General features: G+C 52.8%; 12 protein-coding genes. 3 read left to right on the top strand and 9 right to left on the bottom strand.

Going from position 1 to position 11,747, the window contains the following annotated elements:
• From Q0510_RS13940 to Q0510_RS13920, 5 genes are all read right to left on the bottom strand, one after another.
• The coding region (locus tag Q0510_RS13940; protein ID WP_298712829.1) for a helix-turn-helix domain-containing protein at window positions 1–844 on the bottom strand (844 nt) is incomplete at its 3' end.
• A 6-nt stretch (window positions 845–850) separates the two neighbouring features.
• Window positions 851–1,639, bottom strand: coding sequence for a segregation/condensation protein A (locus Q0510_RS13935; RefSeq protein WP_298712827.1), 789 nt, complete (start codon window positions 1,637–1,639; stop codon window positions 851–853).
• A 66-nt stretch (window positions 1,640–1,705) separates the two neighbouring features.
• A complete protein-coding gene (locus Q0510_RS13930; RefSeq protein ID WP_298712824.1) occupies window positions 1,706–2,650 on the bottom strand; it encodes a DUF3078 domain-containing protein in 945 nt (314 codons plus the stop codon).
• 84 nt (window positions 2,651–2,734) lie between these two features.
• The gene (mscL, locus tag Q0510_RS13925) at window positions 2,735–3,109 is read right to left on the bottom strand and encodes a large-conductance mechanosensitive channel protein MscL (protein WP_298712821.1); all 375 of its coding nucleotides are present in this window, start codon (window positions 3,107–3,109) and stop codon (window positions 2,735–2,737) included.
• Between the two features lie 54 nt (window positions 3,110–3,163).
• Window positions 3,164–3,937 (bottom strand): PPK2 family polyphosphate kinase, encoded by a 774-nt coding sequence (locus Q0510_RS13920; protein ID WP_298712818.1) that lies wholly within the window; start codon window positions 3,935–3,937, stop codon window positions 3,164–3,166.
• 65 nt (window positions 3,938–4,002) lie between these two features.
• Here Q0510_RS13920 and Q0510_RS13915 point away from each other — a divergent pair, with 65 nt between their 5' ends.
• Window positions 4,003–4,869, top strand: a complete 867-nt coding sequence (locus tag Q0510_RS13915) for a DMT family transporter (protein WP_298712815.1) — start codon at window positions 4,003–4,005, stop codon at window positions 4,867–4,869.
• Window positions 4,870–4,919: 50 nt separating this feature from the next.
• On the opposite strand, the gene frr is transcribed toward Q0510_RS13915, so the two are convergent.
• The gene (gene frr, locus Q0510_RS13910; protein WP_298712812.1) at window positions 4,920–5,483 is read right to left on the bottom strand and encodes a ribosome recycling factor; all 564 of its coding nucleotides are present in this window, start codon (window positions 5,481–5,483) and stop codon (window positions 4,920–4,922) included.
• Between the two features lie 97 nt (window positions 5,484–5,580).
• On the bottom strand, window positions 5,581–6,759 hold the full coding sequence (locus Q0510_RS13905; RefSeq protein WP_298712809.1) for a glycosyltransferase family 4 protein: 1,179 nt from the start codon (window positions 6,757–6,759) through the stop codon (window positions 5,581–5,583).
• A 155-nt stretch (window positions 6,760–6,914) separates the two neighbouring features.
• Here Q0510_RS13905 and Q0510_RS13900 point away from each other — a divergent pair, with 155 nt between their 5' ends.
• Window positions 6,915–7,751, top strand: a complete 837-nt coding sequence (locus Q0510_RS13900) for a transketolase (RefSeq protein WP_298712806.1) — start codon at window positions 6,915–6,917, stop codon at window positions 7,749–7,751.
• A gap of 104 nt (window positions 7,752–7,855) precedes the next feature.
• On the opposite strand, the gene Q0510_RS13895 is transcribed toward Q0510_RS13900, so the two are convergent.
• Window positions 7,856–9,085 carry an FtsX-like permease family protein gene (locus Q0510_RS13895; RefSeq protein WP_298712803.1) on the bottom strand — a complete coding sequence of 410 codons (1,230 nt, stop codon included), beginning with the start codon at window positions 9,083–9,085 and terminating at the stop codon, window positions 7,856–7,858.
• Window positions 9,086–9,102: 17 nt separating this feature from the next.
• The gene (gene rbfA, locus Q0510_RS13890) at window positions 9,103–9,471 is read right to left on the bottom strand and encodes a 30S ribosome-binding factor RbfA (RefSeq protein ID WP_298712800.1); all 369 of its coding nucleotides are present in this window, start codon (window positions 9,469–9,471) and stop codon (window positions 9,103–9,105) included.
• A 169-nt stretch (window positions 9,472–9,640) separates the two neighbouring features.
• Between rbfA and Q0510_RS13885 the strand changes: the two genes are divergently transcribed.
• A complete protein-coding gene (locus Q0510_RS13885) occupies window positions 9,641–11,182 on the top strand; it encodes a glycosyltransferase (protein ID WP_298712797.1) in 1,542 nt (513 codons plus the stop codon).
• The last annotated feature ends 565 nt before the right edge of the window (window positions 11,183–11,747 follow it).

Raw genomic sequence — 11,747 nt, 5'->3', positions numbered from 1 at the left:
AGCGGGAGAAATAGTGGGGATCGTCGAATCCCAGCTTGTAGGCGATCTCTTTGGCGGTGAGATCGGTGTTGAAGAGATAGCGCTGGGCCTCCAGGATCACGCGGTTGCGGATGTGCTCCCCGGCGGTGATGCCCGACAATTGCTTGCTGATCTCATTCAGCAAAACGGGCTTGATATGGAGCAGCGCGGCGTAATCGCTCACGTTCTTCAGTTCTTTATACCGTTGTTCGATATGGCCTTTGAACGTCATGAACAGGGCGCTGTTGTGCCTCGACTGGTATTCGGGTGAGAGGGAAACGGGTTTGGGGGCGTTGCGGCTGGCTACGATGAGGAAATACTGCAACAGGTTCCGGAAAGCGGAATCGTAGTTCGGGCGGCGGGCGTCAACCTCTTCTTCCATGTGCTGCACCAGCCAGTCGATTTCCTTTTCCACGGCGGGGTCGGTGATATGCACCACGGAACTGAACGCGTCGTTCACGAAGAGGCCGTTTTTGATAGGGTCCATGTCCGACGAGCCCGCGGGGCACATCATGCAATTATGGAACGCGATCATATAGCCGTCTATCTTTTCGGAGGATTTGAGCTGGTGTACCTGCCCGGGAGCGAGGAAGAACAGGGTATTTTTTTTCACCGTGTGGGTTACGGTGTCGATGGTATGGGTGAGCTCGCCCTTTTTGATCCAGTAGATGGTGTAGAAGTCGTGTCGGTGGGGCGCCTCCTGGTGCTCGAAGAACACGGGGCCCAGGCTGCACAGGTGCGACACGCTGAACTCTTTGGACGTATCTTCCACCTGCGTGTATTCCGCCAGGTTCACTACTTCTATCTGATCTTTTTTACCAGCCATATTTCACTAATCTTCAAAAACAACGACTTCCTCTTCCGGACGATCGGAAGGGTCTACGTAATCGATGATAAAATTGTTGCGGCCCTCTCCCACCATGATGCTGAGATATTTTGCCTGAACGAGCTCCAGCATCCCGAGGAACAGGAAGATGGCGTGCACGCGGTCTTTACAGTGATCGAAAATCTTTTCGAATGCGATGGTCTTTTCCGCGCGGGCCAGGTCCATCATGTATTCGCGGCTGCCTTCCATGGTGTAATCGTACTTGTACACCACGTGCTGCGGCTTGTTGGAGCGTTCTTTCACGCGCTGCATCACCTTCTCGAAGGTTTTGGTCAGCTTGAAGAGCGTCAGCGTCTGGACTTCAGAGCCCTCGCTCGTCAGTTCCCCGATTTCAGCCAGTTCTTTCTGGATATTGCCACGCTTCATGGCCAGCATCCTGTCTGCCTCCTTCTCCGCCAGCTCGATAGCCGCCTGCTTGAAGCGCTTGTATTCCAGGATCTTGTCCACCAGCTCCTGGCGCGGGTCGATCTCGTTCCCAGCCGCATCCAGCTCCTTGCGCGGCAACAGCATCTTGGCCTTGATACGCATCAGGGTGGAAATAAACAGGATGAATTCGCTCGCCAGCTCGATATTGAGCTGCTCCATCCTGTGGATGAAATCCAGGAATTCGTTCGTCAGCGTGGTGATGGGAATATCGTAGATATCCAGCTCGTCGCGCTCGATGAAGAACAACAGCAGATCGAAGGGGCCTTCGAACTGCGGCAGACTGATCTTGTATATATCCTGTTCGCTCATATTGAAATAATAAAACCTGCCGGGAGGGACCGACAGGTTTATCAAAAATAACAAAATTCCGGGAGATCAGAACTTGGCTGTCAGCCCCACGCCCAACACCTGCTTGATCTGCAGCCTGGGCCCCATGACGCCGGTTTCCTTGTTCTCGAATACCCGCACGTCGTCGTCGTAAATCATGTCCCAGGAAATGTTGGCGCTGATTAACCTATTGACTTTCAACGAAATAATATTAGTCCAGAACACGTCGATATTGCCGGGATTGTGTTTGTAATTGGAAAACAGCTCCAGTTTGCTCTTATACGTCATGTTCTTGGCGAATTCCTTGTTGTAATTGGCGGTCACGTACGCACCGAACTCGCTTTTCACGTGTTTGCCGGTGTCCACGCCGTAGGCGCCCCTGGCAGACAGGAAATCGTCCCGCACTACTACCCATCTGCCCGTAAAGGGCGACATAAAGAGGGAAAAGTCCTTATTGGGCATCCAGTCGATACCGGGCGACAGCACGATATAGGCCGGCGCGAAGAAGGTGGAGGTGAATTCCCGGGTAGAATCGGTGGGATAGATATAACCATCGGTAAACTGGGTACGGAGGTTGAAAAGCCCGCTCAGGTACCAGTTGCGGCCGATATCGTAGCCGTATTTGGAGGTGATGTCGATACGGTCGTCGCTTTTACGGGTGCCGAGGCTGGTGGTGTTCACGTAACCGTAGGCCAGGTCGATGTTATTATCCCAGGAGTGCCTGCCTTTTTTGTAATTGGCGAAGGCGTTGAGGGTTCCGAGGAGGGAAAGGGAGAGCTTGTCGCCCCCGGCCGCCCAGTTGGACAGTGATCCCTGGTTGAAGGTGAGGCCGAAGGAGCCGCCTTTTTTCCAGAGCCGCCCGGTGGTATCTTTTTCGGTGTTTTTGATGCCTTTGGCGGATTCCTCGCGGAGTTTCTTGAACGTCTGGTCCTGCGCATGCAGCGTGCCGCCGATCAACAGCAGGGCGATGAGGAAACAGGAAAAATGCTTCATGATTACTGATGGTTGAGTACAATTATGGGAAACGGTTGGCCAGCGTAAAAAGTTGACCAACCGTTAAAAAAAGCGTATCTGTAATTAGGATTTTTTAAGCTCGTCGCGGATTTCCATGAGGAGTTGTTCCGAAGTAGTCAGTGCGGGCGCAGCGGGGGCCGGTTCTTCTTTCTTGAAGCGGTTGATGGTGCGCACTACGAGGAAGATGGCGAATGCCACGATGAAGAATTCCACGGTAGCCTGGATAAAGAGGCCGTATTTAATTTCCGCTTCGCCAACTTTGACCATGAGGCTCTTGAAATCCACTTTTCCGATCAGGATCCCTACGATCGGCATAATAATCGATTCCACAAGGGAATTGACGATCTTGCCGAAAGCGGCGCCGATAACAACACCGACAGCCAGATCGATCACATTACCCTTCATGGCAAAGGCTTTGAACTCACTGAAAAAAGACATACGCGAGGTTTTGAAGGTTAAGAAAGGATTGAAATACAGTGCAATTTTACAGAATTATGGTTTGACATCCTGATTATTTTTGTTCTTTGGCAACTTCGGGAACTTCATCTTAAGGGCTTTCAGTGTATCCCTGACCGTTTTAGCGATGAAATATTCCTTGTACCAGTTATGATCCGCGGGCACGATATACCAGGGGATTTTGTTGCATTCCCTAAACACATCTTCATACGCTTTCTGGTATTTTTTGAACAGCTTCGCTTCCGCAAAATCCTTCTCATTGTACTTCCACATCTTCCGCGGGTCCTGCGTCCGCTCATCGAGACGGGCCATTTGTGCCTCGGGAGAAACGTGCAGGTAGAATTTGAGGATATGCGTGCTGTTATGGTCGCGGAGGAGTTTTTCGAAGTCGTTGATGGCTGCGAACCGCTTCCGGATCACTTCTTCGTCTACCCATTTATGTACCCGTTGAACGAGCACGTCTTCATAATGCGAGCGGTTAAACACCTGGATCATTCCTTTTCCCGGCGCATGCTGGTGAATGCGCCAAAGAAAATCGTGGTCGGCCTCCTGTGCCGTGGGCGCCTTGAAAGGCTGGACGGTCACCCCCATGGGGTTCATGGTGCCGAACACGTCGCGGATAACGCCGTCTTTCCCGCTGGCGTCCATGCCCTGGAGCACGACAAGCAGGCTGTGCCTGTGTTCTGCATACAGGAGGTTCTGCAATTCGTCGAGGTCTTTGAGGATGGATTCCATTTCCTCTTTGATCTGCTCCTTGTCTGCTTTTTTGGGAGCGGTGGTGGGAAGGTCGGCTAGTCGGGTGGATGGCATATCGCTATTTTTTCTTAATATACTTTAACTACGGCACAAAGTGGAATCGGTACCTTTGCCCCACTATGAACCAACGACTCATGAACTGGGGGATTTTCCTGCTCCTGTCGCTGACCTGGGGCAGCTCGTTCATCCTCATGAAACTGGGACTGGCGTCCTTCTCGCCGTACCAGGTGGCGAGTATCCGGCTTATTTCGGCCGGGGCGGCATTATTGCCTTTCTTCTTCCGGTTTATCCGGCAGACGCCCGCCGCAAAAATCCCCGCGATCATTATGTCTGGTTTATTAGGTAACGGAATTCCGGCGTATTTGTTCTGTATCGCGGAAACCCGGATCGACAGTTCCCTTGCCGGCATGCTGAATTCCTTCACGCCGGTCTTTGCATTGATCTTTAGTGTCACCCTGTTCAGCGCGCCGGTACTGAGACGACAGGCGGCGGGGCTCCTGATTGGCCTGGCGGGAGTGGTCCTTTTGTTCCTCGTCAAGGGAGTCGACGCCAATTCGTACTGGTATTACGGCTTCCTGGTGATACTCGCTACGGCCTGTTACGGGCTCAATATCGCGCTGGTGCACCACTACCTGAAGGAGTTCCAGAGCCTTCAGCTCGTATCGATATCCCTGTTCTTCATGGCGCTGTTTGCCCTGCCGGTGTTGCTGCTGAGCGATTTCAGCGCTGCGTTCCAGGCGGCGGAGCGGCCGTGGATGAGCCTTGCGGCCAGTTGTACGTTGGGATGGATAGGTACCGGCGTGGCTTCGCTCCTGTTTTACCAGCTGATCCGTTCCGCGGGGGCCATGTTCGCCAGTATGGTGACCTATGGTTTGCCGGTGGTGGCCATCGGCTGGGGGCTCGTGGCGGGAGAGGCCGTCAACGGCTGGCAGGTGGTTTGCCTCGGGGTGATTATGAGCGGGGTGTACCTCGTCAACAGGAAATAAAAAAGAGACAGCTGGCTGGCTGTCTCTTTCCGGTATGATGCGCATGGCTTTTAGATGGCCATGATTTCTTTATCTTTTTGTGCGCAGTGCTTGTCTACCAGCACGATGTGCTTGTCGGTAAGGTCCTGCACGCTGGCTTCTGCGTCTTTGGCGGTGTCTTCGCTGAGGCCGTCTTTCTGTAATTTCTTAATGGCTTCGATGGCGTCGCGGCGGATATTGCGGACGGCGACTTTGGCGTGTTCGCCCTCACCGTTCACTTTTTTCACCAGGTCTTTACGGCGTTCTTCGGTGAGCGGGGGGAGGAAGAGGCGGATGATGATACCATCGTTTTGCGGGTTGAGCCCGATATTGGAAGCGATGATCGCTCTTTCGATAGCCTGGAGCATATTTTTCTCCCAGGGCTGAACGGTGAGGGTGCGGGCGTCCGCAACGGCTACGTTGGCAACCTGGTTGAGAGGGGTCGGGGCGCCGTAATAGTCTACTGTGATTCCGTCAAGGATCACGGGATTGGCTTTACCGGCGCGTATTTTGGTGAGTTCTGCTTCCAGGTGGGAAATCGCTTTCAGCATGGAGTCTTTCGCGTCGTCCAGAATTAAATTAAGCTCGTCTTGCATAAGAAATAATACTTAAGTGCTTGCAAACCTACAAGAAATCTTTTAATCGTCAAAGGGAAAGGGACGACCAATGGCAGTGGCAGATAAGGACTGACGGCTATTTATCCTGCATGATGGTCTCGGTATTGACCCGCAGGATTTTGGATTTGGTGGTGGCGGGCTGCGGTTCTGCCGGCACTACTTCTGCTGCTGCTGCGGCGGCGGCGAGTGTAACGGCTTCGGCGGCGGCCAGGGCAGCCATTTCCCTGCGGCGTTTCAGGTAGAAGAGCATGGTAGTGCCTCCCAGCGCCAGGCCTCCCACTACGAACACGAGGGTGGTAGTACCGAGGAATTGCAGGTTGTATGCGAGTAAAATGAAAGCGATGTTGGAAGCCACTGCGATACCGGTCGTCTGCCGGTGGCTGAGCCCCAGGGCCAGCATATAGTGGTGGATGTGGTGGCGGTCGGCCGTGAACGGACTGCGCCCCCTTGCCATACGGATGGTGAAAACACGGAGTGTATCAAACAGGGGAACGATGAGTACGGAGAATGCGATGGCGGGAACAGCCTGAAGGGGCATCACCCCGGCGGGGTTTCCGGCTACGTCGATGAACTTTACGATGAGCGTGGCATTTACGAGCCCTACCAGCAGGGAGCCGGTATCGCCCATGAAAATGCGTGCGGGAGAAATATTATAGATAAGGAACCCGGCAAGGCCTGCGGCCAGCGAGAAGCCCATTACAGCGTACAGCGTTTCGTTGGCGAACAGGAAATAAGCCCCCAATACGGCGGATACCACCAGGCCGATGCTGCCCGCCAGCCCGTCGACCCCATCGATCAGGTTAAAGGCATTGATAACTACGATGAAGGTGAAATACGTCAGGAGGAGGCTGAAGTGATAAGGAAGTTCCCCCATGCCGAGGAACCCGTACATATTGGAAATCTGGAGGTTACCCAGGTAAATGATGGCAAAGGCAGCCACCAGCTGGCCCACCAGTTTCTTCACCGGGGACAGTCCTACCAGGTCGTCCTTCATTCCCACGATAAATATTACGAAAAAAGCGGCCAGCAGATATTGCAGGGGAAAATTCTCTTTTGCAGGGACACACACGGCCGAAGCCAATATGAAGCCGGCAAAGAATCCCAGGCCACCTAATGTGGGGATTCGTACTTTATGCGATTTGCGCTCGTCCGGTTCGTCATAAAGATGCTTTAGTTCAGCTACCCGGATCAACACCGGGATCGCAAAGTAGGTTATAACGAAACTCAGGATAGTTGCGATAATTACATTCTCCATACGGGGGGTTGTCGTGCAAAGATATTGAATTCAGCGATATGTGTATCAAGAAATTTTGAGGCCCGACTTTTTCCCCTTTTGGAAAAAAACCGATATTCACTGAAAAAGCGGGGAATTTCTTATTACTTTTGCGAAGCTTAAAAACGCCAATTATCATGCCAGAACTGAAAGATATAGCCACACAGATCAGGCGGGACATCGTTAGAATGGTACACGCCGTACAAAGCGGCCACCCGGGCGGTTCGCTCGGTTGTACCGACTTCCTGACGGCCCTGTACTTCAAGGTAATGGAGCACCAGCCCGTACCTTTCGAAATGGACGGTAAAAACCAGGACCTGTTTTTCCTCTCCAACGGGCACATCTCCCCCGTGTTCTACAGCGCACTCGCCCGCTCCGGTTACTTCAACGTATCCGAACTGGCTACTTTCCGCAAGCTGGACAGCCGCCTGCAGGGCCACCCCACCACCCACGAACACCTCCCCGGCGTCCGCGTGGCATCCGGCTCCCTCGGCCAGGGCCTCAGCGTTGCCTGCGGCGCAGCCCTCACCAAAAAACTCAATAACGATAACAAAATCGTATACTCCCTCCATGGCGACGGCGAGCTCCAGGAAGGCCAGAACTGGGAAGCCATCATGTTCGCCGCCCACCACAAAATCGACAACCTCATCGCTACCGTTGACTATAACGGCCAGCAGATCGACGGCCCCACCGATAAAGTGATGAGCCTCGGCGACCTCGATTCCAAATTCTTCTCCTTCGGCTGGAAAGTCCTGACCATGAACGGAAACGATATGGACGACGTAATCGCCACCCTCGAAAAAGCCAAAAGCCTCACCGGCAAAGGCCAACCCATCGTGATCCTCATGAAAACCATCATGGGCGCAGGGGTTGACTTCATGATGGGCTCCCACGAATGGCACGGCATCGCCCCGAACGACGAGCAGCTGGCCAAAGCACTGGCGCAATTGCCCGAAACACTGGGCGATTACTAATAGTATTTTACCATCCGCAAAATAGAAAAGCGTACCATCCGGTACGCTTTTTTTATGGCCTGTAATGGCAGATATAGGTGTTGAAAAACGAAGAAAAACGGGGGTTATGTCGCTTTGAGGGCGATGGCCTGGCGCGCCGCGCGATGTGCCGGGTACCAGCTGGCCAGGGTCCCGATGATGATAATCGTGATGGCCACCAGGATGAAGTCGTTCAGGTGCATCTCTACCGGGAACGCCTCGATGAGAAAAGTGCCCCCGCCCAGCTTGATCAGGCCGAAATGCTGCTGCACGAGGCAGATAATGATCGCCAGGACGAACCCCACGATACTCCCGGCGCCCGCGATCAGCAGGCCCTCCGCCAAAAAGATCCTGCGGATGGTGGCGCTCCTGGCGCCCATGGCCTTGAGTATGGTAATGTCCTTCTGCTTTTCGATCACCAGCATCGACAGTGAGCCGATCATATTGAAAGCCGCAATCACCAGGATGAAACTCAGGAAAACGTAAGTCACCCATTTCTCCACCTGCATGACATTATAGATGGTGGCGTGTTGCTGCATACGGGTCTGCACTTTCACACCGTCACCCAGCAGGGCTTGCAGCGCCCTTTGCGTCTTTTTTTCTCCGGCCCCGGGTTGCAGCGCCACTTCTATGGCAGACACTTCGCCGGGCGCCATATCGAGCATCTGGCGGATGAACCGGATGTCTACCAACAAATATTTACTGTCGAATTCCTGCTGTATCGCGAACGAGCCCGCGGGGTACGCAGAACTGGAAACGACGGACTGGTCGGGCATCAACGGGTTGAAAGCGGCCTCGTCGCGGCGGGGCATGTATATCGTTACAGGGACGCGGCTTTTTTCCACATCAATTCCCAGCGCCATTTCCACACCCAGGCCAAGTACGGCCAGCGGGCCTGTTTCATCTTTCAGCGCATATTCGCCGCTGACGATCTTGTCCTGCACATGCGCCACTTTCGTGAACTGCGCATCCACGCCTTTGATGACGGCGATGGTTTGTTTGGTGCCATTGCGCACAACGGCCTTTTCTTCCACGGTGGAAGAAATATTCGCAACACCGGGCACGGCGGTTATCTGCTTGAGCTGATCGGGAGTAAGGATGAAGGTTTTGCCGCTATCGGGCACGATGCGCAGATCTGGATAAAAGGAAGAATACAGTGATTTCACGAGCCCCGTGAAGCCGTTGAAAACGCTTAATACGGTGATAAGGGCTGCGGTGCCTACGGCGATGGCGCCCACGCTCACCCAGGCGATGATATTGATCGCCGTGGTGGATTTTCGGGCCCGGAAATATCGTGTAGCGAACTGCCAGATCATGCGGGGAAAACGCGGGATTAGGGTTTCTGCTGTTTGTCTTCGTTGATCTTCCTGAACAGTTCTTCCATTTTGAAAACATGGTCGAGCGTATCATCCAGGAAAAAGGTGAGCTCCGGAACGCGGCGCAGTTGTTTGCCTACGCGGTTGCCCAGATCGCGGCGGATCTCGCTCATGCGCTCATTCATCTTCGCCAGCATTTCTACCGGCGCCTTGATCTGGAACATGCTCAGGTAAACACGCGCTTCCAGCAAATCGGGTGTCATCTTAACAGATGAAATGGAAATCATCCCTCCTTCTGTCACATTAAAACCCATGCGGTTGAAAATATCGCTGAGTTCTTCCTGCACCAGCTGTCCTACCTGCTTTTGTCTTTTAGTTTCTTGCATATATACACCGTTTAAGCTGAACAATCCATGTTCCTAAAGCGTGAAGTAACGTAAAATTAGCCTTTTTTACTGGTACTCGCGCGGGCAGTCCGGCTATTATGGTATCATTTTTGGGGCAAGAGGCTGCCAAAAGGCACTGTAATTGTTCACAAAACCATTATTGACGCCTATGATTTCTGTAGTCATACCTGTGCTCAACGAGGGCGCAACCATCCGACAGGTCATCAAGACCGTGAAAAAGACATCCCGGCCTATCGAAATTATCGTAGTCGACGACAACTCCACCGATAACACCGTAGACGAAGCACTCAAGGAACGGGTGCGCGTCATTACCAGCAGTCAGCGCGGTAAAGGGATTTCCATGCGCGAAGGAATGATGGCCGCCAAGCACGACATTATCATGTATGTGGATGGCGACATCCTCACCTACCCCGACGCGCTTGTGGAACTTTTGACGGACGCCATCGTAAGCGGCGAAGCGGATTTCACCAAGTCATATTTCGAAAGGCAGGCAGGGCGCGTAACGCAGCTGGTCGCCAAACCGTTGCTGAGCATTCTCTTCCCCGAGCTCGCGCATTTCAACCAGCCACTTAGCGGGATGATCGCTGCAAGGCGGCATATGCTGCAACAAGTGCATTTCGAAAATGATTACGGTGTGGATATAGGATTGCTGATAGACATGCACCTCATGGGCGCAAAGATCCGTGAAGTCAACATCGGCCGGCTGGAGAACGCGATGCAGACCTGGGAGCAGCTCAGCAAGATGAGCCGCGAAGTGAGCCGCACCATCCTGAAGAAAGCGGAAAGCATTCCGCAGCAGAACCTGGAAACGCTGGGGAACATTAATATCATCCGCGAGCAGATGGAATATTCGATCCTCGAATCGATCGACAAGCTGCAGAAGATGGTGATCTTTAACCTCGACGAAACCATCTTCCGCGAGAATTACCTGTATTCCGCCGCCGTGGCTTTCGGACAGGAAGAATCGCTGGTGCAGATACTGCAGCATTATTCCGATCCGCTGTCGGTGCTCACGCGCAGTGCCGCCCTGTTCCAGGGCAGGAACCTGGCGGAATTGCTGGAGGTGGCCGACAGTATTCCTGTTACGCCCGACATCCGCCATGTGATCCGCGAACTGAAGCGCCGGGGGTATATCTGCGGATTGATCACCGATGGTTTCGAGTGTGTGGCCAACCACATGAAAAATAAGCTGGGGGCTGATTTCGCATTCGCCAACAGGATGCATCTTGTGCACAGCGTGGCCACCGGCGAAATCACCGTTCCGGATTATTTCCTGACGGGAAAGAACGGCAATGCGCAATATTGCAAGAGCAATATCCTGCGGTACATTTCCGACAAGTACCATATCCAGTCGCAGAATATTATATACGTCGGCAACGGCGAAACAGACGCCGAGCTCCTGCAGGACGCAGGGATCGGTGTGGCATACCATCCCCAATATGTGGAGGCGGCCACGGTGTCTGATAAGGTGATTGAGGACAACTGCATGGCGCCTTTGCTGGACATTGCGCAGGCGAGCCCTGAGAAGGTGCGCAAGCGTTGGCCGACGAAGAGCCAGGCGGTGAATATCGGGTTGGGGGGATTGGCAGCCATCGCGACGGCGGGGCTTGTCTATCTCGCAGCGCGACAGGTAGGTAAAGCCTTCCGCAGTGCTGATGATTGCGGCAAGAAATCGCTGAAACCCGCGTAGTTAAAGCATATAACGTATATATACCACAAGCTCCTTCGAAATAACGAAGGAGCTTTTTTTATTTCTCCGGATTTCGGAGATATTCTCTTCCAGCACTGAGATATTCTCACCCTTTTTCTCAGGTTACATTCTTTATACATCTTAGATTCGCTTTGTTGATTTTGATGACGCTTATCATCATTAATTACATGGGATTATGCTTTAGGAGGCCGTGTTCTCGCGGCCTCAAATTCATAACAGCCAACGTTTTTTGAATGCATCAAATGCCGGATTTATAGAAACATGAAAGCAGGGCCGTTCTTTTGGATGGCCCTTTAATTTCTCACTAAGGCGGTTATCAGTAAAGTATATGCATTAACGTTATTACGCCGTTTCCCAAGCTTTTCAAATTCATTCAGGTCATGCATCCGTAACTGTCAGAAATGACAGGTATGAAAATGATTTTTAAACCAAAAAAACTGAACCTGACATGAAAGAGAAAGATCAAATTTTACTTTACCAATCCGAAGACGGGGAAACGCAGATTGAAGTTACCGTCCGGGACGAAACTGTTTGGTTGACGCAA

It is taken from the genome of uncultured Chitinophaga sp. (assembly GCF_937874145.1).
Lineage (GTDB): Bacteria > Bacteroidota > Bacteroidia > Chitinophagales > Chitinophagaceae > Chitinophaga.
This window is presented reverse-complemented; position numbering and strand designations above follow the sequence as displayed.

Bases quoted from the DNA above. Each gene is read 5' to 3' on its own strand.
- Q0510_RS13930 (WP_298712824.1), bottom strand. From the start codon at position 2,650: ATGAAGCATTTTTCCTGTTTCCTCATCGCCCTGCTGTTGATCGGCGGC.
- Q0510_RS13905 (WP_298712809.1), bottom strand. From the start codon at position 6,759: ATGGAGAATGTAATTATCGCAACTATCCTGAGTTTCGTTATAACCTAC.
- Q0510_RS13935 (WP_298712827.1), bottom strand. From the start codon at position 1,639: ATGAGCGAACAGGATATATACAAGATCAGTCTGCCGCAGTTCGAAGGC.
- Q0510_RS13900 (WP_298712806.1), top strand. From the start codon at position 6,915: ATGCCAGAACTGAAAGATATAGCCACACAGATCAGGCGGGACATCGTT.
- frr (WP_298712812.1), bottom strand. From the start codon at position 5,483: ATGCAAGACGAGCTTAATTTAATTCTGGACGACGCGAAAGACTCCATG.
- mscL (WP_298712821.1), bottom strand. From the start codon at position 3,109: ATGTCTTTTTTCAGTGAGTTCAAAGCCTTTGCCATGAAGGGTAATGTG.
- Q0510_RS13920 (WP_298712818.1), bottom strand. From the start codon at position 3,937: ATGCCATCCACCCGACTAGCCGACCTTCCCACCACCGCTCCCAAAAAA.
- Q0510_RS13885 (WP_298712797.1), top strand. From the start codon at position 9,641: ATGATTTCTGTAGTCATACCTGTGCTCAACGAGGGCGCAACCATCCGA.
- Q0510_RS13915 (WP_298712815.1), top strand. From the start codon at position 4,003: ATGAACCAACGACTCATGAACTGGGGGATTTTCCTGCTCCTGTCGCTG.
- rbfA (WP_298712800.1), bottom strand. From the start codon at position 9,471: ATGCAAGAAACTAAAAGACAAAAGCAGGTAGGACAGCTGGTGCAGGAA.
- Q0510_RS13895 (WP_298712803.1), bottom strand. From the start codon at position 9,085: ATGATCTGGCAGTTCGCTACACGATATTTCCGGGCCCGAAAATCCACC.